This window comes from Herpetosiphonaceae bacterium, from assembly GCA_036374795.1.
Classification (GTDB): domain Bacteria; phylum Chloroflexota; class Chloroflexia; order Chloroflexales; family Kallotenuaceae; genus LB3-1.
Window position 1 is genome coordinate 1 of the sequence record DASUTC010000305.1, and the last position, 25,436, is coordinate 25,436.

Consider the following 25,436-nt stretch of genomic DNA (forward strand, 5'->3'; position numbering starts at 1 on the left):
ATTGGGGGAGATAGCAAAAAGTGTACCTACTACTGATCAGGGAGTCAAACAAAACAGCACCGGCTCACGAGCCGGTGCTGTAGAAGGCGATGTTTTCGGTCTTTAGCGTGCAGTACCGAAATCCTGGACCCAGTAGGTGCCGTAGGCGCTCCCGCCGTTTGCTCCGAAGCCGATGCCGATGTGGCGCAGGCGGCAGTTCAGGATGTTGGCGCGATGGCCTGGGCTAGCCATCCACGTAGCAACCACTTCTTCCGGGCTCTGCTGCCCGGCGGCGATGTTCTCGGCGGCCAACCGATAGCGATACCCGGCCTGGCGGATGCGCGTTGCAAAGCTCCTGCCGTTGCGGCTGTTGTGGCTGAAGTAGTTGCTGGCAGCCATGTCGTCCGCGTGGCGCTGTGCTGCCGCGCCGAGCGCGGGATTCCACAGCAGGTTGCCGCATCCGGCGGCGCGACGATGTTCGTTGGTCAGCACAATCACACGGTTGAGATCAGGGGATGCTGAGGCAGCAGGCGCGATAAATAGGACGGATAATATCAGCATCATGGCGGCCAGGGCCAGTATAGACAGTTGAACACGTGGTCGGACTGTCATCAGACATGCTCCTTTTGACTTGTCACCGTACACGTAGACGGCTTGCTTGCCGTACACGTAGACGGCTCGCTCTTCTTCGCAGCTAGTCTACCTGGACTAGCTGCTCTGCATTGTACGCCGCAACCAGGATTTGTCAAATCCGTGAGAATGTTGCCTGATCAACGAATGATTACTATATATACCACGGGTGATCGTTTGTCAACCAGCGCGGGTAGCTCGTCGCGTCGGCCAACGGTTTGGCCGCTGGTCGGGATGTGTGGATGGGTCTTTAAGGCTTCGGCTCCTCGATCGGCTTGAGGAAGGGAGCGGCAGCCCAGCCGCTTGTGCCGTCGGCCTCGACGCGCCACCACTCCATACCGTCGGCGCTCTGCGGCCCCTCCAGCACGCGCACATTCTGGCCTTCGCGGAAGCGCGTTTGAATCTGGGCGCTGGTGCCGGGCTCGCTCCGCGCGCGCAGCGGCGCGCCATCGGTGCCGGTGATCACCGCAAATCCTTCGGCCCGCAGCACCGGCTCCGGCGTCGGCGGGATCGGGGTGAGGGTTGGGCGGGGCGTCGGGCGCGGCGTGCGTGTCGGCACGGCGGCGGCCTCGCTGGCAGACGGTCGATCGGGCTGGTAGAGCAACCATCCGCTGTAGCCGAGCAATCCCAGCGCGATCAGGACCAGCGGCCAGGCGCGGAGAGTCTGACGCCCAAAGTTCGTGAGCGTGCGCTGGCGGCGCGTGCGGCGCTGCTCGCGGCGCGTTTTATCGTAGGCCAGTTTATAATCATAGTAGTAGTGGTAATAGCTTTCATTAGGTGGATCACCGGCAAGCGCGTCGTTATAGCCGCGCCACCACATCTCACTGCGCTGTTGCTGCTGCTGCGGCATGACCTGTATTCCTCATCCTGCGTGTGGTTGGAAGGCGTGCTGCCGAGAACTGGTTGGTTGCATTGTAACATGGTGCGCCACGGCTGCGCATTGTCTCTCGACCCAAGAACTGGTACGATCCGTATACTTGACCGGGAGTACTTAAAATGACACATATACGTATTTTGCTTGCCGACGATCATGCGATGCTGCGGGATGGCGTGCGCATGGTGCTCGAATCGCATCCCGGCTTTGAGGTTGTCGGCACCGCCGACAATGGCCGCGACGCAGTGCGGCTGGTCGAGGAGCTGCGGCCAGATATTGCGGTGCTCGATGTGGCGATGCCGGAGGTCAACGGCCTCGACGCGACACGGGCGATTCGTGAGTGCTACCCCGAAACCGAGGTGGTCGTACTGTCGATGCATGAGGGCGAGGAGTATCTGCGCGAGGCGCTACGGGCCGGGGCCGCTGGCTATGTGCTGAAGCGCGCCGCCGCCAAAGAGCTGGTCGGGGCGATCCATGCCGTGCGGCGGGGCGAGTCCTACCTCGATCCGGCGCTGACCCGCACGCTGATCAGCGACTATGTGCGACAGGTCGAGCGCAGCGATGAAACGCCCGACTCGCTCACCGACCGCGAGCTGGAGGTGCTGACGCTCGTCGCCGAGGGCATGACTAACCGGCAGATCGCGCTGAAGCTCAACATTAGTATCAAAACCGTGCAGACGCACCGGGCAAACCTGATGGATAAGCTCAATCTGCATGATCGGACCGAGCTGGTGCGCTACGCCATCCGCCGGGGATTGATCGAGGCTTAATGTGATGAAGGACGACTGGCCCCGCACCAGTCGCCCTCCGTCCTGGTTTTCACCAGCGACGCTGGTAGTGTACCGTTGGGCACACCTGTTCGCCTCAGGTGCGCGTTGTATTTTTACCGATCCGCATACCTGAGTTAGATCTCAGGTTTGTAGCCGAGAGCGAGTGCGTCGTTAGTGGAGGTTGCTGTGAGGGTTGCTTGGTATCATAGGCTGGGCTGGTCGATGCTGATCGTCTTGCTGCTGGTGAGCTGCAGCATCGAGTCGGTGTCGAATAGCGGCGATAAAGCATCGCGGCCTGCGCAGAGTGCCCGTCCCGCACCGTCGCTCGGCGCGCTCGCTCCCTCGCCGTCGCCTGCCATCGGGGGAGCGCCGGAGCAGGGCGCTCAATCCGGCTTATTTTTGATCGATAAGCTGGTGCGCTCGCCACAGATCGACGGCATCGACCTGCATGTGCGCTATGTGGAGCGCACGCCCGACGGCACAGTGATCCATCTATCGTTCTACAACAATCGCGGCGAGGATCTGGCCTACGTCAGCGGCGCGAACGTCGAAGACGCGCGGCTTGTGGGCGCGTCGGGCACCCACCGCCTGACCGCGCACAGCACCTCGCTCGACACAGGCATCGATCCCGACGACGGCTGGCTGGACGGCGGCGCGACGGTCGGGACGCTCAGCTTTGCGGGAGCGCATGACACGTCGCTCAGCCTTGAGTTTCCGGGCTTTCCCGCCGTTGAGCTGAACCTGGATCAGCCGATGGCCTCCGCGCCGCAGGAGTCTCCGCCGCCGGAGGGTACCTACAGCTATGATCTGGAGGTCAGCAGCTCGCGGCTGGAAAATATCGCGCTGCGGATCGAGCAGGCCCAGGTGCAGGGCGATGCTCTGCTGCTGACGATCGCGTTTGTTAACCGCAACGAGAGCGATATTACCTTCACCTCGACGGTCAAAGGCGCGGACGCGGTGATGTTCGATGCGCTCTGGCAGCAGTATCGTCCCGGCCAGGTTGAGCAGACGCTCGATTACGGGATCGAGCCTGAAGGCAGCGTGTGGGGCGAGGGCGAGTCCAATCGCGGCACGCTGACGTTTCCACGGCCAGCATCCGGCGACGCGATCCTGTTTCAGTTTCCAAGCTATCCACGGGTGCGCCTTCCGCTCCAGGCGGGCGGCAAGGCGACGATCGCGACCGAGGCTGATCTGCCGCCCAGCGCCGCGCCGCGCCCGACACCGACGGCTACTCCAACGCCAACGCCGCTTGGCCCGGAATCCCAGGCGCGCAAGGAGGTCAGCGATCTGCTGGTGACGATGACGAAGGCGCTGGCGGAGCGTAACCGTGATGCGTATCTCGCGGCCTTGGCGCCGGAGCTTCACGAGGAGCAGGGCAGGATCTTCGATCAGATCGCCGGGCTGCCGCTGGAAGATGTGCGCGTCGAGCCGAGCGATGTGGAGGAGAACGGCGTCTTGAACGGCGACCAGACCGCGCTCGACGGCTACCAGGCCGAGCTGTCGTGGCGGGTGCGCGACATCGATCCGGCAAACGTCTTCAACGCCAATGTCGAGTATAGCTTGGAGCGCCGGGATGGTCGCTGGATCATCACGGCGGTCGGCGGGCAGGTGCCGTTCTGGGCCTATGACACGACCGAAGCCCGGCGCTCAGGCGCGTTCTGGATCTTCTACCGGCCAGAAGCGGCGGCGGAGCTGCCGCAGATCGAGCAGGAGGCGCAGCAGGCGCTCGATCGCGTGACGGAGGCGCTCCCAAACCGGGCCAGGCCAGTCAACCTGATGCGCGTGACGGCGACCGAGCAGGAGTTTACCGATCTGACCGAGCGCAGCGGCGAGCGCTTTCTGGGCGTGGCCTCGGCGCGCTTCCGCATCAAAAAAGCGGGCATCACCATCACCAGCCAGGCGTTTTTCATCAACAGCGCCGCGTTCGAGCAAGACCCGCAGCAGGATCGCCAGCGCACGATCACGCACGAGCTGACGCATCTGGTGCTCTCGCCCAAGACGATGCCCTACACGCCTGCCTGGGTGTCGGAGGGCGCGGCGATGTTTGTGTCCAACGATTTTCCGCAGCCGATCATCGCCGACTGGTACCGCGAGCAGGGGCCGGAGACGATGAGCCTGGCCGATCTAAGCGGCAAGACATCGTTCGGCGAGCACGACGGGCTGGACGAGCAGACCTCGATCGATTACGCCTACTCCGCCTTCCTCACGAGGTATCTGGTCGAAACCTACGGCAAAGATGCGTTCTTCAGCTTCTACGACTCGTTTGCGGATGTGCCGTTCGACGCGATCAGCAACGACCTGCCGCGCGCGGGCGAGGGCAGCCTGATGGAGTCGTCGATGGGCAGCCTGGCGCAAAAGCTCGCCCCACAGCAGGCGCAGGCGGCGTTCGGCGTCGATCTGGCGACGCTTGAGCGCGACTTCGAGGCGTGGCTGGCGGGGCAGGTTGGAGAATAGGACAAAGAACCGAGAACAAAGAACCGAGAACCAAACGAAAGAACAAAAGAACAACGGCTTAAGTTCCTTGTTCCCTTGTTTGCGCCTCTCCCCCTTGTTCCCTTGCCCCAACCTGTTTGGCATACTGGTTGCTATAGATGCGGTGACGAGCATTTCGTCGCCGCATTGGTTTTTTGGGGCACAGGGGAGTGGAGCGCGCATATGAAAAAATGGCTCGATCTGATCAAGAATACATTCAGCGAGTTCGTGGACGATAATTGCTCGCGGCTCGGCGCGTCGCTGTCGTACTACACGCTCGGCTCGCTAATCCCGCTGCTGCTGGTCGTCGCATCGCTGATCAGCATCTTTCTGGCAGAGACTGACGCAGGACAGCGCTATCAGCAGCAGATGATTGATTACGTCGCCAGCACGATCCAAAATGAGCAGTTCGCCACGCAGCTCACCGAAAGCTTGACCGGCGCACAACGAAATCAGTCAACTGGCGGCATTATTGGCAGTATCATCGGCTTTCTCACGCTGTTATTTGCCGCATCCGGTGTTTTTGGCGAGCTGGATTCGGCGTTCAATATTATCTGGGACGTGCCGAAGGATAAGCAGCCCTCAGGCATCTGGGGCTTTATCACGTCCAAATTCTTCTCGTTCACGCTGGTGTTGGGCGTTGCGTTCCTGCTGCTGGTCGCGCAGGTGATCACCTTCACGTTGAAGGGCTTTGCCGATGCGCTGAACTTCACGCCCGCCTGGCTCTTCTTGCTCGTCAACTTTGTCGTGCAGCTCGGCATCATCTCACTGGTCTTTTCGCTGCTCTTCAAGTACCTGCCCGATACCGAGGTCGAGTGGCGCGATGTGCTGACCGGCGGCATTTTGACCGCGCTGCTCTGGATCGTCGGCCAGTATTTGCTGAGCTTCTACTTCTCGTTCTCGTCGAGCTTTACGAGCTACGGCATCATCGGCGGCGTGCTGGCGTTCCTGGTCTATGTCTATTATTCCAGCCAGATCTTATTCTTCGGCGGCGAGTTTACGCAGGTCTATGCCCGCACGCAAGGCAGCCGCGTGGCTGAGGGATTGCCAGGCCGGGGCATTACCAGGGAGAGCGCGCTGATGGTGCAGGCCGCTACCGTCAACAAGGAGCGTCAGGTGCGCCAGCGGGAGCAGGAGCTTGCGGCGGCCAAGACCCGGCAGTACGCGGCGGCGACGACCGGCGGCCTGATCGGGCTGGTGGCGGGCGCGCTGATCGGCGGGATCGGGCTGGTGGCGGGCGTCACGCGCGGCGTCGCGCGGCTGTGGCGCTAGCGCGCCGATAGGCCGGGGCGGGTGCCCTCGGTCCGGGGCGTCCCCCAGTCAATTCGCTGGAGTGGAGATTGGTTCGGAACACACCGAGGGGAGCGGGCGGCAGGTCAGGCAATTATGCCTGACCTGTTCGTTTAATATGGGCTAGGGATCGATGAGCGGCTCAGGCGGCGATGTAGGCGAAGATCGGCAGCGTGAGCAGCGAGAAGACAAACGTGGTGAAGACTGCGGTGCTGGCAAGCTCCACGTCCAGCTTATACTGGTTGGCGTAGGCGATGGCGATCACGATCGCGGGCAGCGCCGACTCGAAGATGACCACGAAGCGCGCCTGGGGATCGAGACTAAAGATCGCGCTGAGCACCACGGCCAGCAGCGGCGCGCAGACCAGCTTGACGACATTGACCGCCAGCACCGAGCGCAGGTATTGCGAGAAGTCGCGGATGGTGATCGTCATGCCGAGCGCCAGCATCGCCAGCATGACCGTCGCCTGGCTGAGAAAGCCGAGCGTGCCGCGAATCGAGGCGGGAAAGTTGCCGCCGTGAGTCTCCGGCCAGAACAAAAAGCCGAGCAGCAGCGCGATGAACGGCAGGAAGCGGAATAGCCCGATCATCACCTGGCGCGGCGTGAGCTGCTGCTTCTCACCGTAGGTCGCCGCGACGATCGCCACGATCGTCAGCAGCGGGATCAGCGAGCCGATCTCGCTGTAGAGCGCCGCCATGCCCACGGTCTGGCCGTAGTCCTGTGGATTGCTCCGCGCCAGCGCGGCGAAGATCGGCGTGCCGAAGAAGCCCGTGGAGCCACACATGCTGGTGATGACCACCGCGCCCGCCGTGGCGCGTCGCAGCCGCAGCCGGTGGGCGATAAACGCGGCGATGCAGCCCGATCCAATGATCACCAGCACGGCGACGATCGGGATTTTGATCAACTGCCAGGAGAACTCCTTGATATTCATCAGGCCCAGGAAGACCGTCGCCGGCAGCGTCAGGTTGATCACGGCCTGGTTGAAAATCGAGACGGCCTGATCACGCGGCAAGATATTGCGCCAGCGCACCAGCAGCCCCAGCCCAATCAACAAAAAGATCTGGAGAAGAATACCGACGACATCGCTCACGTTGCACTCCGAGTTCCAAGTTTCGTGGGTTCCGGCTTTCGCGCTATTGGCACAGCTATGGTACAGTGCTGCGCTAAAAGCGTGGAACATGCAACATTGAACTTGAAACTCGGCGCTAGGTAAAGACGACATGGACCCTATGTTGACCCTCGCATCTGGACTATGCCGCAACCGGGATGCGACCATCAGCCGCGAATGGCTCGTCACGAATGCCGTCGGCGGCTACGCGATGGGCTCGGTCGCCGGGGCGAATACCCGCGCCTATCACGGCTACCTGATCGCGGCGACCACACCACCTGTCGGACGCACGCTGCTGCTGCAACACCTCGACGAGCGCATCGTCGTGGGTGAGGATGCGTGGCCGCTCAGCGCCGACGAGTGGGCCGACGGCTCGCGCACGCCCCAGGACTGGCGCGATCGTCCGGGCGTTCCAGCGCTGGATGGCTTCGCGCTCGATGGGACGCTGCCGATCTGGACGTATGCGCTCGGCGACGGACGGCTCGAAAAGCGCGTCTGGATGGTTCACGGCCAGAACACGACCTATATCCGCTACACGCTGCTGAATGCCGCCGCGCCGGTACGGTTGCGCATCCGCATCTCGGTCAACGATCGCGATCATCACGGCACGCGCATGGCCGATGGCAACAGCTGGCGCAGCGCCGAGGCCGACGGCGGCTGGAGGATCGCCCGCGATAGCTGGGAAGCGCATGAGTGGTCGCTGCTGACGCTGCCGCACGTGCCGCTGACGCCGATCCACGAGTGGAGCGCGCCGCTCTACCGCCGGGTAGAGGCCGAGCGCGGGCTGGATTCTGTCGAGCAGCGCTATGTGTTGGGCCAGATCGAGCTTGATCTGCTACCGGGCGCGTCGTGGACGCTGGTCGCCTCGACCGAGCCGCCGACCCAGATCGAGCGCGATCCGGTGGTGACGCTTCAGGCCGAGCAGGCACGGCAGGCGGCGCTGATCGCGCGAGCTGCTGCCGAGGACGCGCCGCTGCCGGTGCGGCAGCTTGTGCTGGCGGCGGATCAGTTCATCGTCGAGCGCAATCTGGTGGCGGATGGACGTGTCGAGCGTGGGCAGAGCGTGATCGCGGGCTATCCCTGGTTCGGCGACTGGGGCCGCGACACGATGATCAGCCTGCCGGGCCTCTGCCTGAGCACGCGGCGCTACGATGTGGCGGCGCGCATCCTGCGCACGTTCGCGCGCTATGTCTCGCGCGGCATGCTGCCGAATCGCTTTCCCGACGTGGGCGAGGAGCCGGAGTACAACACGGTCGACGCGACGCTGTGGTATTTCCATGCGATCGAGCGCTATCACCAGGCCACGGGCGACGACGCGCTGCTGGCCGATCTGTATCCGGTGCTGGCCGAGATCGTCACGTGGCATCTGCGCGGCACGCGCTACGGGATTCAGGTGGATGCCTCAGATGGGCTGCTGCGGGCAGGCGAGCCAGGCGCGCAGCTTACCTGGATGGATGTGCGGATCGACGGCTGGGTCGTGACGCCGCGCCACGGCAAGGCGGTGGAGATCAACGCGCTCTGGTACAACGCGCTGCGCCTGTTGGCTCGCTGGTCGGTGCGCTACGCCGCGGCTGCGCCCGCCGCCGACTACGCCGCGCTGGCCGAGCAGGTTCGGGCCAGTTTCAGCCGCTTCTGGTACGCCGAGGGCGGCTACCTGTATGATGTGATCGACACGCCCGGCGGCGACGATGCCACGCTGCGGCCAAATCAGATCTTCGCGCTCTCGGTCGCGCCTGAGCTGCTGTCGGAGGAGCGGCGGCGCTCGGCGCTGGCCCAGGTGACGCGCTACCTGTGGACGCCGGACGGTCTGCGCACGCTCGATCCGCGACATCCCGACTACCAGCCGCGCTTCACAGGCGGTCGGGTCCAGCGCGATAGCGCCTACCACCAGGGCACGATCTGGCCGTGGCTGATCGGGCATTACCTCGACGCGCGGCGGCAGCTTGAGCCAGAGCTTGAGCGACAGCCGTATCTTCGGGCGCTGCTGGATCATCTGTGGGATGGTGGCCTGGGCACGATCGCCGAGGTCTTCGACGCCGAGCCGCCGCGCTTCGGTGCGGGCTGCATGGCCCAGGCGTGGAGCGTGGCAGAGGTGCTGAGAAGCGTGCTCTGAGTTTCAAGTTTCACGTTTCAAGTTTCAAGTTGCTATCCTCGGTTCTTGGTGCTCCCTTTGTGTGCCCAGAGGACGCCCGTTCTTTATTCTTCGTACAGCTCCACGATCACGCCTTCGTCGCCGCGTAGGAGCAGCTCGTCGTGCAGCGCCTCGTCATCACGGTCGAGATGCGTTGAGAGCAGCACGCGGCCCGGCCCGATCGTCGTCAGATCGATGCGGTGCTGCTGCCCGCCCAGGTTCAGCGCCACCAGCAGCCGACGCGCGCCGTGGCGGCGGACGTAGGCCAGCCGATCGCCGGACGCGGGCAGCGGCTCGTACGCGCCGACCGCCAGCGCATCTTCGGCGCGACGCAGCGCGATCAGCCGCCGGTAGAGCGTCAGCATCGAGGTCGGATCATCGGCTTCGCGCGTCACGTTGACATGCGTGTAGTCCGCGCCGATCGGCAGCCAGGGCGTGCCCGTGGTAAATCCTGCGCTGGCGCTATCGTCCCACTGCATCGGCGTGCGCTCAGGGTCGCGGCCAAATCCCTGGCCGGGCACGTTCTTCTCGAAGGGATCGTGGACCCGATCGGGCGGGATCTCGACATCGCGCATGCCGATCTCATCGCCGTAGTAGAGCGTGGGCGTGCCCCGCAGTGTCAGCAGCAGCATTGCGGCCACCCGCGCCTGCCGCGCCCCGATCCGGCTGGCAATCCGATGCTGATCGTGGTTGCCGAGCACCCAGTTGGGCCATCCGCCGGGCGGCAGCGCGGCCTCGTAGGTCGCGATCAACGCGGCAATCTGGCGCGCGCTCCAGGGCGTCAGGATCAGATGAAAGTTGAAGGGCAGGTGAACGCCCTGGCCGTTCTCGCCGTAGTAGGCTACCAGCCGCTCGATCGGCAGATACAGCTCGCCGATCAGCAGCCGATCGTCGTACTGATCCACGACGCGCCGCATCTCGGCGATGACCGCCATGATTTCGGGACGGTCGGTGGTGTAGACCGGCAGCAGCGCGTGGTACGGCCCCTGCTTTGCCGGGTTGTAGCTGGGATTGGGCGGGTTATCGCGGAACTGCTCGTCTTTGATCACCTGGCGCAGCGCATCGATCCGAAAGCCGTCCACGCCGCGATCCAGCCAGAAGCGCATCACGTCGAGCAGCGCGGCTCGTACCTGCGGGTTGCGCCAGTTGAGATCGGGCTGCTGCGTGAGATAGGCGTGATAGTAGTACTGTCCGGTAGCAGGATCGAGCGTCCAGGCCGGGCCGCCGAAGACGCTGTGCCAGTTGTTGGGCGGGCCGCCGTCGGGAGCCGGATCGCGCCAGATGTACCAGTCACGCTTCGGGCTGTCGCGCGACGAGCGCGACTCGACGAACCACGGGTGCTGATCCGAGCTGTGGTTAGGCACGAAATCGAGCAGCAGCTTCAGCCCGCGCTCGTGCGCCGCCGCTACCAGCGCGTCGAAGTCGGCGAGCGTGCCGAAGAGCGTATGGATGCCGGTGTAGTCCGCCACGTCGTAGCCGAAGTCGGCCATCGGCGAGGGAAAGATCGGCGAGAGCCAGATCGCATCGACGCCGAGTGAGTGGACATAATCTAGCCTGCTGGCGATCCCACGCAGGTCGCCAACGCCATCGCCGTCGCTGTCCATGAACGAGCGCGGGTAGATCTGGTAGATGATGCCGCGCTGCCACCAGTGATCCTGTGTCATGCTCTGCTCCACGATCTGCAATTGGCGATGCTGTCAGCAGGTTGCTTGCCAGAAACGTATGCTCCGTACCATCCAGTATAGTTGGTCGATCGCACACGAATCCTTTTCGCAGGTCATGCGTTTATACAAGTAGAAACGTGACATGCTGCCAGAGTGATGAGCATCCGCAGCCCGGACAGCATGGATCACCGGCGCGGCTCGCAGCATCCCAGCCTCAACCATTCTTCGCGATCACATTCTGCGCCTGTACGTGAGCATCGACCTACCATCGAGATCGCTCTAGGGTATACGGTTCGTAACAGATGGCGCTGCGCCAGGTTTCGCGCATGGCGCTTGATCCGCCGCCGCGAATCAAGCGTGGGCCGATCTTGCCAGCATTCCACTTGCCGAACGCGCGCTCCTGCTTCGTCGCTACGTCGTATCAGCTTGACGATCGATCTCGGAAAGGTTCTTATGGCGGAGTTTGCCGACGACAGCATCGCGTCCCATCGCACAGAAGAAGCCCTGCGTCTTTTACAGTCCGTCACGCTGCTGATCCACGAGGCAGAGGATCTGAATACTGCGCTGAGCGCGGTGCTACGTGGCGTATGCCAGATCACCGGCTGGGTCTTTGGTCAGGCCTGGCTGCCCCGGCCTGACGGCTCGGCGCTTGAGTGCTACGCCGCGTGGTACGCCGGAGATCCCCGGCTGGAGCATTTCCGAACGATCAGCCAGCGCTTCGTCTTTACGCCGGGCGCGGGTCTTCCCGGCGAGGCATGGGCCGAGAAGCAGGCGGTATGGAGCCAGGATGTGACGCTGAACCCGACGTTCGCGCGCGGCGCGTTCGCGCAGGAGGTTGGCATCCGGGCGGCGATGGCGATTCCGGTGCTGGCCGACCAAGAGGTTGTAGCCGTCCTTGAGTTTTTTGTCTTCGAGGAGCGGTTTGAAGATCGGGATCTCCTGGCGCTGGTATCGACGGTCGCGGCGCACCTCGGCTCGGTGATTCGTCGCAAGCACGCTGAAGATGCCCTGCGCCGCAGTGAGGCCCGCTATCGCGCCGTGGTCGATACGGCCTCGGACGCGATCATCACGATGGCGGCGGATGGCGTCATTCAATCCTTCAACCATGGTGCCGAGCGTGCTTTTGGCTACCGCGCCGCCGAGGTGATCGGGCAGCCGCTGACGCTGCTCATGCCGGAGGGCCTCCACGAGCGACATGCATCTGGCTTGCAGCGCTACCTTGAATCCGGCAAGCTGCGGCGGCTGCACCGCACGACGGAGATGATCGGGCGGCGCAAGGATGGCGCGGAGTTTCCCCTGGAGCTGACCGTGACTGTCGTGCAGGAGCCGGAGGGGCTGCTCTTCGCCGGGATTATGCGCGACATCAGCAGGCGCAGGCTGACCGAGACGATGATCCAGCGCCAGACGGAGACTTTGCACTGGCAGGCGCAGCTTTTGGATCTGGCCCGCGACGCGATCCTGGTGCGCGATATTGCGACCAGCCAGATCATCTTCTGGAACCAGGGCGCGGAGACGATGTACGGCTGGACCGCTGTTGAGGCGCTCGGCCACGTGTCGCACACGCTGCTGGAAGCTGTGCCGCCACAGCCGCTTGAGGAGATCAACGCCACGCTGATGCAAACGGAGCGCTGGGAGGGCGAGCTGAGGCATACCCGGCGCGATGGGACGCAGATCACCGTGGAGAGCCGCTGGGTGGTGCAGCGCAACGAGCAGGGCGAGCCGATCCGCGTGCTGGAGATCAACACCGACATCACCGAGCGCAAGCAGGCTGAGCTTGAGCGGGCGGTGCTGCTGGCGGCAGAGCAGGAGCACTCGAAGCGGCTGCGCGAGCTGGCGGCGCTCAAAGCCGATTTTACCGCGATGGTCGCGCACGAGCTGGACTCGCCGCTCGCCGCGATCCGCATCTTCGCCGATCTGCTGGTCGGCGGGAACGTGCGCCCCGACCAGTATCCGCAGGTCTTTGCCGCGATCCAGAGCGAAGCCAAGATGCTGTCGTCGCTGGTGGCCGATGTGCGCGCCTCGGCGGCGATCGAGCGCGACGATTTCGCGATCCAGGCGCGGCCTATGCCCGTCAGCGCGCTGCTCGCCTCGGCGGCGACGTTCGCCGAGACGCTGCCGGGGGCGCATCCGGTGACGCTCGATGTCGCGACTAAGGCGACGGTGCTGGTCGATCCTGGGCGCGTCGGGCAGGTGCTACGGAACCTGCTGAGCAACGCCGCCAAGTACTCGCCCCCTGGCACGCCGATTGAGCTGCGCGCCTTCTCGGTGGGCAAGCGGCTGCGGATCGAGGTGGTCGATCACGGGCCGGGCATCCACCCCGACGATCTGCGGCGCATCTTTGAGAAGTTCGGTCGAGGCCGCGATCAGTCCGGCGGGAGCGTGGCCGGCGTCGGCCTGGGCCTGTATCTCTCGCGGCGGATCGTGCAGGCGCATGGCGCGGATCTCAGCGTCTCCTCGGCGCTCGGCGAGGGCTCGGTCTTTGCCTTCGAGCTTGAGATCGTGGAGTAGATCGAAATCCGTTTGTCTGCCGGGATTGCACTTGTATTTTAGTTGGGCAGCCAGGACGACGATTGTCGCCTGGCTGTCGCCGTTAAGGGCGCATGGCATTGATGATCATTGTTTTTGCACATGCCAGATTTGACGTGCCTTCTTCACCTGTGGTATGTGTATTCTGTCGCAAGCCTGCTCATAAGCTGCGGCAAGATTGGGCTGGTTCATTGCGCGATGTTCGTGATCAGTTCATGGCGCTTGAGCTACAGCGCAAAGCGCCGGACTGGTGAGGTATATGCTAACCCCATGAGCGACAGCGTGCTCCACGCAACCTGGCTGCCAGCCGCGCAGCGCCTCTTCATGTGGGGCGAGTCGGTCGAGGTGCCGCGCCGCAAAGGACGCCAGCCCAGGATCCCGCGCCACCCATACCAGAGCGCGCCGGAGACGATCAGCGAGCGCCTTGATCAGCTTGCGCTCAAGCAGGCCGATGCAGCCGAGCACCCGCAGACGATCTGGCTGCCCTCGGCCAACGGCTCGCCGCTGCCGTCGCCGGAGCTGCTGGAGATGGGCGCGTCGCTGCCGGAGGCTGAGCACGTCGAGCTAGCTCCCTGGCAGGTGACAGGTCTGCTGCTGCCGGTCGACGCCGCGCTCGACCTGCTGCTGGCACTCTCGTCGGCGCAGGCGACCGGCGCGGATCTGCAAGCGTGGCGCGTTGCGGCGCTCGTGGCGATGCGCCTGATTGCCCGGCAGCAGGTGGTGCCTGTGTTGCAGCGCGACGGCTTTCACCTGCGGGCGCGCTGGCAGCCGCGTCTCGATCCTGAGACGGCGCAGACCGTGGCGCTGCTGTCGCGCAGCCTTCCGCCGATCTGCCGCGCGGCGGTCGACGATCCAGCCAGCGCTCCCGCGCCCCGCGCGCTGCTCGACGACTTTCTCGCGGCGGCGGTCGATGCCACGATCCGCGCGATTGCGCTCAAGACCACGCTGCCGACGACCACGCCCGGCGGTACATGGCTGCGTGCGCTGCTCGGCGCCGATCCGATCCTCAAGCTGAGCGGCCCTGCGGCGGATGATCTGTTCAAAAGCTGGCAGGCGTGGGCCGGTCAGGGCAACGTCGCGGGCGATGAGCAGTTTCGCATCACCTTTCGGCTTGAGCCGCCCGACGACGAGGCCGATCCGTGGCTGCTGACCTACCTGCTCCAGGCCACCGACGATCCCAGCCTGCTGGTGCCCGCAGCGAGCATCTGGCGCGAACAGGGCCAGACCTACACCTACCTTGAGCGGCGCTTCGAGCAGCCCCAGGAGCGCCTGCTGACGGGACTCGGCTACGCCGCGCGCGTCTTTCCTCCGATCGAGGCGAGTCTGCGTCAGGCCGCGCCGGAGCGCGCGGTGCTCTCCGCGACCAAGGCGTTCTCCTTTCTCAAGGAGGCCGTGCCGCTGCTTGAGCAGAGCGGCTTCGGCGTGCTGATCCCGGCCTGGTGGCAGGGCCGTGGCGCGCGTATCCAGGCCAGAGCACGCGCGAAGTCGACAGCGCCGAAGCCCAACGAGAAGGGCGTGCTCAGCTTCGAGCGGCTGGTCAGCTTCGACTGGGAGCTGTCGATCGGCGGCGAGCCATTGGACCGCAGCGAGTTCGAGCGGCTGGTCGAGCTAAAGCTGCCGCTGGTGCAGGTGCGCGGCCAGTGGATCGCGCTCGACCCTGAGCATATCGACCGCGTGCTTCGGCTCTTTGAGCAGGGCGGCGGCACGCTGACGCTGGGCGAGGCGCTGCGTATGGGCCTCGGCGCCGATGGCGCGGTGACGCCCCAGGGCGTTGAGTTTGCCGGTCTGGAGGCTGAGGGCTGGCTGCACGACCTGCTGGCGACGCTCTCCGATCTTCAGCGTCTTGAGCCGCAGCCGGAGCCGCGCCAATTTCACGGCACGCTGCGTCCGTATCAGTCGCGCGGCTTTTCGTGGATGGCCTTTCTGCGGCAGTTCGGCCTCGGCGCGTGTCTGGCCGACGACATGGGCCTTGGCAAGACCGCCCAGACGCTCGCGCTGCTGCTCCACGAGCGCGAGCGCCTCAACGTGACCGCGCCCGCGCTGATCGTCTGCCCGACATCGGTGATCGGCAACTGGCTGCGCGAGCTTCAGCGCTTCGCTCCGGCGCTGCGGGTGATGATCCATCAGGGCGCGGACCGGCGGCAGGGCGAGGCGTTCGAGCGCGCTGCCGCCGAGCATGACGTGGTGCTGACCAGCTTTCCGCTGCTGGCGCGCGACCGCGAGACGCTGACGAGCGTCGGGTGGGATAGCGTCGTGCTGGACGAGGCGCAGAACATCAAGAATGCCTCGGCCAAGCAGGCGCAGGCGGCGCGTGCGCTCACGGCGCGGCATCGCGTGGCGCTGACGGGCACGCCCGTCGAGAATCGGCTGACCGAGCTGTGGAGCATCATGACCTTCCTCAATCCCGGCTACCTCGGCAGCGAGGCGGCTTTCCGGCGCGAGTTTGCCCGCCCGATCGAGCGCACCGCCGACCCACAGGCGACCGAGCGGCTCAGGAAGCTGACGACTCCGTTCGTCCTGCGGCGCTTGAAGACCGACCCGGCGATCATCTCTGATCTGCCGGAGAAGCTGGAGATGAACGTCTACTGCACGCTCACGCCTGAGCAGGCCACGCTCTACGAGGCAGTGGTGCAGGATGCGCTTGAGCAGATCAACCAGGCCGAGCAGGACGAGAACGCGATCCAGCGGCGCGGCCAGGTGCTGGCGATGCTGATGCAGCTCAAGCAGGTCTGCAATCATCCCGCGCAGTTCTTGAAGGACGGCAGCCCGCTGCCGGGGCGCTCCGGCAAACTGGCGCGGCTGGTCGAGATGCTGGAGGAGGTCTATGCCGAGGGCGACCGAGCGCTGATCTTCACGCAGTTCGCCGAGATGGGCGCGATGCTGCAAAGCCACCTGAGCGCGGCATTCTTCGACGATGTGCTGTTTCTGCACGGCGGCACGCATATCAAAGAGCGCGACGGGATGGTGCGGCGGTTTCAGGCACCCAAAGGCCCGCGCGTCTTCATCCTGTCGCTCAAGGCGGGCGGCACCGGCCTGAATCTAACAGCGGCCAATCATGTCTTCCACTTCGATCGCTGGTGGAATCCGGCGGTTGAGAACCAGGCTACCGATCGCGCCTTTCGCATCGGCCAGAGGCGCAACGTGCAGGTACACAAGTTTATCTGCGGCGGCACGCTGGAAGAGCATATCGACGAGCTGATCGAGAGCAAGCGCGCGCTGGCCGAGAGTGTCCTGGGCGGCGGCGAGAGCTGGCTGACCGAGCTGAATACCGACCAGCTTCGCGATCTGGTTGCGCTGCGACGAGCGGATGTGGTGGAGGCCTGAATGCCCGTACGAATCACAATCTATCGCCTGGATGACGACGATGACGACGAGTATGACGACGAGTATGACGACGAGTATGACGATGATGACGAGTATGACGATGATGACGACCGTTACGAAGGTGCTTACGGCGATGATTTCTGGTACTACCCGCCATCGCGTCCGATCGAGGTCAAGGATGGCATCAAGGCCAGGAGCAAGAGCGGCGCGTTCGGCTCGTCGTGGTGGGCCAAGCGCTGGATCGGCGTGCTGGAGTCGTTCGGCTGGGGCACACGCTTGCAGCGCGGGCGAACGTACGCGCGCAAAGGTCAGGTCGTCAGCATCGACATGGGCATCGGGCTGGTGAAGGCCAGGGTGCAGGGCTCAGATCCACGGCCCTACACCGTCAAGATCGAGATCCCGCCGCTCAAAGATGCCGATTGGGATCGCGCGATCGACGCGATGGCACAGCAGGCCGTTTTTGCCGCCAGGCTGCTGAGCGGCGAGATGCCGCAGGAGATCGAAGAAGCGTTTACGGCGGCGGGCCTGGCGCTCTTTCCCAGGAGCGGGCGCGACCTCGCAACGCAGTGCTCGTGCCCGGATTTTGCCAATCCGTGCAAGCATATCGCCGCCGTGTACTACCTGCTCGGCGAGCGCTTCGACGAAGATCCGTTTCTGATCTTCCATCTACGAGGCCGCAGCCGCGAGCAACTGATCGCTGCCCTGCGCAGCCGCCGGGCAGCCGCCCTCGGCGACACCGCCGAGCCGATCGGCGCTCCGTCCGAGCCCGCCGTGCCGCTCGCCGATCAGCTCGACGATTTCTACCACGCGGGCACCGATCTCACGGCGCTCGTCGTGCCGATCGGCCAGCCAGAGGTCGAGGCGGGCCTGCTGCGGCAGATGGGCACAGCTCCGGCTGGCATCGATCCCGACCTCCGCGCCCTCTACGGTGCGATGACCGGCCATGTGCTCGATATGGTCTTTGGCAAGGAGTAGCCTGGCGGCGGAGAAACGCTACGCCCAATCGACCGGCAGCGGCACCAGAAGGCGCTCGCCCCGCTCCATCAGATCCTCGATCTCCGCCTCGTCCGGGCTGGGGCCGCTTGACACGACCTTGACCGCCTCCAGCGTCTGCTGCTCCAGCTCCACGGCGAAGATCACCACCCGTGTATTCGCCTCGGCCTGCTCCTGATCCGTGTGGCGCAGGTCGAAAACGTAGAAGCCCCAGGATGCTTCGTTCCATACGTCCGACGGCACGGGCGCTTGCAGCTCCGAGTGGATGCGTCGGTAGTAGGCCGAGCGCTTGACCACCTTCAGGCCGTCGTTCAGCCGACAGGCATAGTCGATCTGACCGGCTGCACGAGCCGGACTATCGTCCCCTCAACGGCGCTGAACCAATCGTATTTCCATATGCGATCCTCAAATCAATACGCGCCGTTCGGGTACAACCGGGAGCGGTCGCTTCCCGAACGGCATCTCTCACGCGACATTACTGGATTCAGGCGTGTACCGCGTAGAAGCAGTGGTCGTTGCCGACGCTATCGTTGCCGCAGAGCGTTCCATGGTTATGCTTGCAGCCACCACCGCTACAGCCCAGGTCGAAGAACATCGGCGATTCCGAGAAGGCCCCGATCGTATCGTCACAGTTGCAGTGCCTCAACGTGCCCGAGCAGTTGTTGCCGCTGGATGGTGCGCATCCGCCGGGGCACCGGTTGCCAGCCATATAGTCGGGAGCACGACCATACCAGATGTCGGTCGAGACGTGCCGCGTCTGATCGCTGCTGGTTCCGCAGCCCAGATAGAACTGGTACGGCTGCGTGAGCACGCTGTTATATTTTTCGCACACGCCGCTTCCTGAGTTGTCCACCGAGATGCACCCTGAGACGGTGCCCCGCGAGACGCGCCGCCGAGCGGTCCAGCCACACAGCCGCTGCCCGCCCTCGTTCTCGCCGCGCGCCTCGCAGTAGATCATAATCGCCAGGCGGCTATGACCCGTGCAGTGCGTCAGCGCGCCGACCTCATCCTCGAAATGCACGCCCTCTTGCGCGCGGCTGCCCGCTATGCGATACCTGGCCGCAGCGGGGAACATCGCGCTGAAGCTGTGGAAGTGCTCGTACTCGGCGCGCGCCGCACCGTGCTGGCCCATGCGCTCCAGCGCGAAGCCGCGTAGGAAGTGCGGATACTCCTTGTGCTCGTCGGCGTCGATCAGCGCGACCGTCTCCTCATAGCGGCCCTGGTCGATCAGCCACTCCGCGTAGCCGGTCAGCGGGTCGATATGTCCGTCGGGGCGCTGGCTCATCGCCTGCTGGAAGAAGCCCTCGGCGCGCGCGTCGCCAAAGGCGCGCAGCCCCCTGGCATAGTCCAGGGAGACGAGGAACGGACGATTGCCGACGGTGGGACGGCTGGAGAGGTCGAAGGCTCGCTCGAAGAGCCGCTCGAAGAGGCCCTGCTCTCCGGCTTTCGGCAGCACCTCGGTCAGCAGATCGGTATAGCGCACTTTGCCGTGATCCATCGCCATATCGGCAGCCCGCGCCAGATGAAGGGCGGCACTGCGCAGATCGGCCTGAGCGCCGCTGTGCTCGTAGCGGTGCCAGAGGGCACAGCCGAGGCCAGCGTGCGAGTGACGCTGGTTGGGATAGGCTTTGATCGCCTGTTTGAAGATTGCAATCGCGCCGTTGAGATCATCCGCCCGCCAGAGCAGGTTGTTGCCGTCGAGGTAGAGCCGGAGCGCATCGACGGTTTCGTTCGGGTCGGGGAAGTCGGCGGCATGGAACAGATAGGTGTCGGCGATGAACTCCGCGACACCCGGCGCCAGATCGAGCGAGGAAAGCCCTGCTCTGCTCGCCAATACGCGCAGTGGCTCAAGGGTCAGTCCGCCAGCGAGCGCGCCAGCACCTAGCGCAACGTTCCGTAGAAACTGACGGCGAGTGGTGTTTCCCACAGCGGTTCCTCCGTTGTGTTCAAAATGTTCTTCGTTAGAGGGTAGCAGATGGGTCTGAAAACGGGCTGAAAAATTAGGGGAGGATATTAAAATTTTATTTAGACCGGGGGTACAATCCGCTGTGGCAGGGTCGGGGGATGTGGAAACAAGAGAACAACGGAACAGGGGAACACGGACGTTAAGCCGTTGTTTCCTTGTTCCGTTGTTCTTCGATCGGGGCGCTAGCGACCGGCGGTAAACTCCTCGATCGCCAGGATTGGCCGGATCGCCTGCTCGACCTCGCCGTGGACGAAGTAGTGCTGAAGCCGATCGTTGCGCAGCGCGTTGCCGAGCGCCGCCATGATCATGCCTTGATCGAGCGCCAGGTAGTAGCGCGACATCTCGCCAGTTGTGACGTTGATCGCGTCGTAGAAGCCGCCCCAGCCGTAGGCGCCGAAGTCTGTGCGCAGGTTGCTCAGGTTCTCCAGCGCGGCGTCGGGCGCGAACTCAAGCGCCAGGAACGAGGCGTGCGGCGTGACCACGCCCTGCCCATAGTCCGTGGGGATGCTGGCCGGTCGTGGGCAGCCCGGATCGGACCAGCCATAGTCGACCGTGGTGCGCTCCTGGTCGGAGGTGTAGCCCGCCGGGTCGAGGCCAATCGGATCGACGCCGTACTCGCGGTAGCCGCCCGCCGGATTATTCGACGGCGAGAAGCCCCAGTAGCCGTAGCCCGCCTCCTGCATGCCATGCTCGATCTGCGCCTGGACGTAGAGCGGATGGTTGATGCCCCAGCTACGCGCGCCCCACTCCTCTTCGGGCACGAACAGCGGCACCATCAGTGCCTCGAACATGCTGCCGCCCCAGCTTGGCACGATGTCCATGCCCCGGTAGGTGTAGTGTCCCTCGAAGACATCGACGCCAAGATAGTTGCGCCAGACGCCCTGCGGCTGCATCTCCTGCCAGCTCCAATCGCAGGTCGGCGGGAAGGTGCGCCACATCTTGAAGTAGTGCGTCGCCGGAACGCCGTCCTTGGCGATGCCGATGTAGCTCGCGATGCGCGGCTCGGTGTTGAGCGCGCCGTAGTGGTGGCCGGTGTAGAAGACATCGGGGCCGCCGCCGCAGTAGAAGCCGAGCGGCCAGTTGCCTGGCGGCGGGCTGGTATCCCAGAAGCCGCCGCGCATCAGACCGGCGGCGGGATCGTAGTAGCAGCTAAAGTTCATCTCCCCGACGATCGCCTGGGCCTGATCGCGGAGCTGCGGCACGCTGTTCGTCACCATCATCAGCGCCATCGCCAGCCAGCCGTTATCGACGCTGGAGAGGAATGGATAGACCCTGCTCTGATCAACCGGCCACGTGGTCAGCTTCTCGCCGGTCGCGGGATTGTACCAGTTGTAGAACATGCCGCTCGGCTCGTGTCGCTCCAGCTCCGCCAGCGCTTCGAGCGTCTGCGCGATGCGCTCGCGCGCCTCCTGGGGGGTGATGATCTGGAGATCGCGCGCCACCAGCGTGCTCCAGATATAGGCGCCGATGTTGGTCGGCGAGGTGTAGGCGGATACCTGGTGTGTCACGGCGTTGATGTTGTCGGCGGGCAGGCCGGTCTGCTCATCGACCATCGCCACGAACGATTGCCAGGTATCGACGGCGTACTGTCGCAGCACTCGCTGCTGCTGCACGCTGAGGCGGTTGTCCTGCGGCCCGGCCTGCGTCAGCGCGGGCAGCATTGCGCTCAACGCCAGCAGCGCCACAGCCGCGACCCGGATCGGGTTCTTCATCGAGTTGCTCATCTTGACACTCCCTGTTAGAACTATCGTCGTTCGAGTCGGGTAATTGTCGAAGCGCACTAACAAGCATAGCATAAAGCCTGCCAACTTGTCGCTACCGTGATCCGCAGGCGCGGCGCGCTGGCTCATCATGCAGCTAGCGGGTATAGCTCACCGGCGACGGCACCGGGGAGAGCTTATTCTTGATAAACGGCTGTCCGACCGCCTGGACATAGATCTGGTAGGTTCCCGCCGGGAGCGCGCAGTTGGCGAGATTGTATGAGGCGACGGAGGTCGGCAGGTCGCCTGAGCAGTTGTACATGGTGCTGGTATTGGCGGCTCTGGCCCACACAGTAACATGGTGGATCGTGCTGCTGCTGCCGCCGTTCCAGGAGAGCGTCCAGCTTACGGTGCTGCCGCTGCGGCTGATGTTGATCGCGCTCAAGCAGTTGTCGATGCCGATCTCAAGCGCGGTGCCCTCCTCGTAGTCGTTCCAGGTGTTGAGCTGCAAGGCGGTCGCTGCGGTCGGAGCCTCACGCAGCGCCTTGAACGAGTCCAGCCAGGTCTGGCCGCAGCGCTGGTCCACGAAGCGCCGGATACCGCCAGGACCCCACAGCACGGGCGCGTCGTCGAACCCCTTGTAGGCCGAGCCGATCGAGATGCGTCCGTTGCGGCTCAGGCCGTACCACCAGCGGAGATAGCTGTAGGAGGTCGTGTTGACATCGATCCAGGCAAAGGCGCCATCCGCCTGCTCGGCTGGCACGCGCGTCGGGTCGAGGCCCGCCGACCCCTCGTACATGAAGATGTGGTCGCTGACGCCGCTGCGCGAAGAGGCCCAGTAGCGCACGCTGGCCCAGTCGATTGACGGATAGTTCTGCTGCACGTCGAAGAAGTAGATGATCGGGCGGCCCGCGCCGTCGCGCATATAGGCGCTGCCCATCCTATTCTCATAGGTCGGAATGATATAGTCGCGAATATGCCGGTTGAGGCGGCTGGTGCAATCGGTGCTACAGCCGGAGAGCGCACCTTTATCGATCATAATCGACAGCACGAAGCGATTGCCCAGACCCCGCGCCAGAATACGGTCGCGCCAGACCAGCGTGGTCTGGTCTGCATAGGTGCCCTGGCCGTACCAGTTGATGATCACGCCGTCCAGCCCCCGGCTGATCATGTCGCTGATCTGACGGTCGACGACGGCGGGATCGGCTGAGTGATACCCCGGCAGCAGATGCTTCGAGGGATTGTTGCCGTCGAACCAGGGCATGACATGCGCGTAGATCTTGCCGCTGAAGCTGCCGGTCAGCGTCCGAATCGACACCTTGCTGATGTTCAGATCGATGTGCTGATTGCCGTTCTCCCACAGCCTGGTGTTGACGTACGGCCAGGTGTTGTTGAACTTAAAATTGTTGTTGCTGGTGTTCGGCTCGTAGACGTTGTGCCAGGTGTCGGTTCCTACCGCCTGGGTACTCCAGGGCGTGAGGATCGTAATCAGGAGCAGGCCGCAGATAACCGCCTGGAGCATGGCCTTGATCGGATTCATCGTCGCTTCCTTTCCGGCGCGGTCTTCCGATAGAGGTTAGAAGTGCGCTGGTGCTAGAGTAGCGCTGGACACGGCTCGCGATCTTCTGGAGATGGGGCATCACACGAAACGCCGGGCTAGATCTGGATCTTAATTTTACCATATTTTAACTAGCATGGTGCAGGATCTTTCAGTTCAAAGTTTCCCGCGCTTGGTGCCTGGTGCTGTGTTCTCCCCACGCTCCCCGGTGAATACTTCTTCACGCAGCGCCGCGCGTTCTTTCCGCTACGCGGCGCTTCAAGGGCGTATCATGAGGCGAGGATGAGAGATCGTCGGCTACGTAGCATTGCGTTGCACCCGGAACCTGATCTCCTCCCGAAGGAGGATAGACTATGCAAGCGCCGGTCGAAATGGAATCCATCCAGGTCAAGGGGAGCGAGCTGATCGATCGCATCAAGGCCCTGATCCATGAGGGCAACGTCCGCCGCGTGGTCATTAAGCAAGGCGAGGATACCATCGTCGAGTTTCCGCTGACCGTTGGCGTGGTGGGCGCGGTCCTTGCTCCGATGCTGGCGGCAGTAGGCGCGATCGCCGCCCTGGTTGCCGATTGCACGATTGAGGTCGAGCGCGAGCCGGTGGTATAAGCGTCTGCCGGATACGCGCAGTGTAGGCGCACGAAAGTTCCATCAGCCGACGGATCAGTCTCGCTGATCCGTCGGCATGACATGTTGTATGCGCTGTCAAGGTTCTCCCGTGGCTCTTGCTCTGGTTCTTTAGGAGGCGTACCATGATTGATAGTACCAGAAGGAATGACGCGCTCGGCATCGTCGGGGCGATCCTGGTGGTGCTTGGCGGCCTCTTCCTCGTCGCTCAGCTCTTCGACTTGAATATCTGGGGTGTGGCCTGGCCCTTCTTCGTGATTCTTCCCGGCCTGCTCTGCTTTGTCGCGATGTTCCTGGGCGGGCGCAGCGCCGGGCCGCTGGCGATTCCAGGCAGCATCATCACCACCGTAGGGCTGATCCTGCTCTACCAGACGATCACCAACCACTTCGAGTCGTGGGCCTATGCCTGGACGCTGATCCCCACCGCAGTTGGCGTCGGGATGCTGATCGACGGCTCGATCAGAGATCTGCCCAAAAGCATCGAGGGCGGCAAGGGCCTGGTGCGCGTCGGCCTGATCATGTTCCTGGTCGGCATCACATTCTTCGAGCTGGTGATCGACATCAGCGGCAGGACCAACAGCCTGCTGCGCGGCATCGTCGGGCCGCTGCTGCTGATCGCGGGCGGCATCTACCTCTTCTTCCGCCGCGCGCGCCCCGCTGCTGAGCAGGATTCTACCCAGGCGCAGGAGGCGTCGCCGCTCGCCGCGCCGATCGAGCCGACCAGCATCGATCTATCGCAGCCTCCACCGCCGCCCATTCAACCGACTGTCGAGCCAGCGGCTCAGGAGCGGGCCGTGGGCGAGCACGCCGCGAGCTGACGACGAGCCAGGGCTAGAATGCGCGGCTGGGTATGCGCAAGCGTGCCAGCCGCGCTTCGATTCATGGCCTCGGAGGCGGATCTGTCGCTGGCTGCCAATCGCGAGGCCAGGGGTGCGGCACGCGCGTTGCTATACAGAGCGCAGCAGTGCAGAATCAACGTGCGTGTTTGGGAAGCAGGGTGTGCGATTCTGCAAGAGCAGTGACATGGTTGGGGGACTCCCAATCCCCCGGACTGATGGCGCAGCAGGAGGTAGAGTCGATCTATGCGGAATAGCAATTGGCGAGGCTATCGTATGGCCGCGTGGCTGGGAGTAGCCCTGCTGGTAGCGGCGATTGTGTTTACTGGGGCGCAGGGCCAGTGGATGATGGCGCTGCCGCTTGTCGGCTTTACGGCTGCGGCGGTGCTGTTTATCAAGCTGGAAGCCTACCTGCCGACGCTGTTCGATCTGCTGTTTGTGATCGCCGCGCTGCTCAACGCGGGCGGCTGGGCCTTCAAGTGGTACAACACGCTCGGCCCCTACGACGAGATCGCCCACGGCTTTACGACCTTCGCCGTGACGCTGGCGTTTGGCTATCTGGCCTATCATCGCATGCTGAGCAGCTTCCACGCGCAGCGCCTGCTTTTTGTTCTGACGATCGCCTGCTTTGGCATCGCGATCGGCGCGCTCTGGGAGATCGCCGAGTGGCTGAGCGATTTCTTCGTCGCCTCGGAGGTGGTCGAGAGCATCGATGATATTATCGACGACCTGATCATGGATACGCTCGGCGCGAGTATCGCCGGGCTGTTTAGCCTCTGGGCGCTGCACGACTACGCGCTGACTGAGTCGGATCGCTCCACACCCGCCACGCCTGAGCGATCCGAGTCGCAAAAGGTGCAGGCCACGCAAAAGAAGCTGATGCCGGAGTGAGCTGTAACATCGTCCCCGCTGCTCAGCGCTCAGCTTATCCCCTCTGATTGGACCAAAGTTGGAGCAGGCGCTCATCCGAGCGCCCCATTGCCTGTGCCGCC

18 protein-coding genes are annotated in these 25,436 nt (G+C 63.9%); 10 read left to right on the top strand and 8 right to left on the bottom strand.

All coding sequences use genetic code 11. The annotated features are described in order from the left end of the window. Positions 1-102: 102 nt before the first annotated feature. Together VFZ66_23685 and VFZ66_23690 are read right to left on the bottom strand one after the other, a co-directional pair. Positions 103-591, bottom strand: coding sequence for a CAP domain-containing protein (locus VFZ66_23685; GenBank protein ID HEX6292211.1), 489 nt, complete (start codon positions 589-591; stop codon positions 103-105). Between the two features lie 268 nt (positions 592-859). After that, entirely contained in the window at positions 860-1,459 is a 600-nt protein-coding gene (locus tag VFZ66_23690) for an SH3 domain-containing protein (protein ID HEX6292212.1), read from the bottom strand. 146 nt (positions 1,460-1,605) lie between these two features. Between VFZ66_23690 and VFZ66_23695 the strand changes: the two genes are divergently transcribed. From VFZ66_23695 to VFZ66_23705, 3 genes are all read left to right on the top strand, one after another. Continuing rightward, the gene (locus VFZ66_23695; protein HEX6292213.1) at positions 1,606-2,253 is read left to right on the top strand and encodes a response regulator transcription factor; all 648 of its coding nucleotides are present in this window, start codon (positions 1,606-1,608) and stop codon (positions 2,251-2,253) included. A 186-nt stretch (positions 2,254-2,439) separates the two neighbouring features. Then, the gene (locus tag VFZ66_23700) at positions 2,440-4,707 is read left to right on the top strand and encodes a hypothetical protein (GenBank protein HEX6292214.1); all 2,268 of its coding nucleotides are present in this window, start codon (positions 2,440-2,442) and stop codon (positions 4,705-4,707) included. A 201-nt stretch (positions 4,708-4,908) separates the two neighbouring features. Further along, positions 4,909-5,997 carry a YihY/virulence factor BrkB family protein gene (locus VFZ66_23705; protein ID HEX6292215.1) on the top strand — a complete coding sequence of 363 codons (1,089 nt, stop codon included), beginning with the start codon at positions 4,909-4,911 and terminating at the stop codon, positions 5,995-5,997. 160 nt (positions 5,998-6,157) lie between these two features. Here the strand turns inward: VFZ66_23705 and VFZ66_23710 are convergent, their stop codons facing one another. Then, a complete protein-coding gene (locus VFZ66_23710; GenBank protein HEX6292216.1) occupies positions 6,158-7,105 on the bottom strand; it encodes an AEC family transporter in 948 nt (315 codons plus the stop codon). Between the two features lie 139 nt (positions 7,106-7,244). Between VFZ66_23710 and VFZ66_23715 the strand changes: the two genes are divergently transcribed. Further along, positions 7,245-9,236 (top strand): amylo-alpha-1,6-glucosidase, encoded by a 1,992-nt coding sequence (locus VFZ66_23715; protein ID HEX6292217.1) that lies wholly within the window; start codon positions 7,245-7,247, stop codon positions 9,234-9,236. 83 nt (positions 9,237-9,319) lie between these two features. Here VFZ66_23715 and VFZ66_23720 read toward each other — a convergent pair whose 3' ends face one another. After that, positions 9,320-10,918 carry an alpha-amylase family glycosyl hydrolase gene (locus VFZ66_23720; GenBank protein HEX6292218.1) on the bottom strand — a complete coding sequence of 533 codons (1,599 nt, stop codon included), beginning with the start codon at positions 10,916-10,918 and terminating at the stop codon, positions 9,320-9,322. Between the two features lie 453 nt (positions 10,919-11,371). Here VFZ66_23720 and VFZ66_23725 point away from each other — a divergent pair, with 453 nt between their 5' ends. The 3 genes from VFZ66_23725 (at position 11,372) to VFZ66_23735 (ending at position 17,743) form a co-directional block, all read left to right on the top strand. Further along, on the top strand, positions 11,372-13,426 hold the full coding sequence (locus VFZ66_23725; protein ID HEX6292219.1) for a PAS domain S-box protein: 2,055 nt from the start codon (positions 11,372-11,374) through the stop codon (positions 13,424-13,426). 288 nt (positions 13,427-13,714) lie between these two features. Further along, positions 13,715-16,768, top strand: coding sequence for a DEAD/DEAH box helicase (locus tag VFZ66_23730; protein ID HEX6292220.1), 3,054 nt, complete (start codon positions 13,715-13,717; stop codon positions 16,766-16,768). Next, entirely contained in the window at positions 16,769-17,743 is a 975-nt protein-coding gene (locus tag VFZ66_23735; protein HEX6292221.1) for an SWIM zinc finger family protein, read from the top strand. Between the two features lie 18 nt (positions 17,744-17,761). Here the strand turns inward: VFZ66_23735 and VFZ66_23740 are convergent, their stop codons facing one another. The 4 genes from VFZ66_23740 to VFZ66_23755 all read right to left on the bottom strand — a co-directional run bounded on the left by VFZ66_23740 (position 17,762) and on the right by VFZ66_23755 (position 22,967). Continuing rightward, positions 17,762-18,058, bottom strand: coding sequence for a hypothetical protein (locus VFZ66_23740; protein ID HEX6292222.1), 297 nt, complete (start codon positions 18,056-18,058; stop codon positions 17,762-17,764). Between the two features lie 187 nt (positions 18,059-18,245). Next, a complete protein-coding gene (locus tag VFZ66_23745; GenBank protein HEX6292223.1) occupies positions 18,246-19,688 on the bottom strand; it encodes a twin-arginine translocation signal domain-containing protein in 1,443 nt (480 codons plus the stop codon). 221 nt (positions 19,689-19,909) lie between these two features. Continuing rightward, positions 19,910-21,451, bottom strand: coding sequence for a glucoamylase family protein (locus tag VFZ66_23750; GenBank protein HEX6292224.1), 1,542 nt, complete (start codon positions 21,449-21,451; stop codon positions 19,910-19,912). Between the two features lie 133 nt (positions 21,452-21,584). Next, complete coding sequence (locus VFZ66_23755) at positions 21,585-22,967, bottom strand: hypothetical protein (protein HEX6292225.1); 1,383 nt, start codon at positions 22,965-22,967, stop codon at positions 21,585-21,587. Between the two features lie 371 nt (positions 22,968-23,338). On the opposite strand from VFZ66_23755, the gene VFZ66_23760 reads away from it, so the two are divergent. The 3 genes from VFZ66_23760 (at position 23,339) to VFZ66_23770 (ending at position 25,335) form a co-directional block, all read left to right on the top strand. After that, positions 23,339-23,590: a DUF4342 domain-containing protein gene (locus VFZ66_23760; GenBank protein HEX6292226.1), complete on the top strand. Its 252-nt coding sequence runs from the start codon at positions 23,339-23,341 to the stop codon at positions 23,588-23,590. Positions 23,591-23,733: 143 nt separating this feature from the next. Next, positions 23,734-24,426 carry a hypothetical protein gene (locus VFZ66_23765; GenBank protein ID HEX6292227.1) on the top strand — a complete coding sequence of 231 codons (693 nt, stop codon included), beginning with the start codon at positions 23,734-23,736 and terminating at the stop codon, positions 24,424-24,426. A gap of 264 nt (positions 24,427-24,690) precedes the next feature. Then, entirely contained in the window at positions 24,691-25,335 is a 645-nt protein-coding gene (locus tag VFZ66_23770; protein HEX6292228.1) for a hypothetical protein, read from the top strand. The last annotated feature ends 101 nt before the right edge of the window (positions 25,336-25,436 follow it).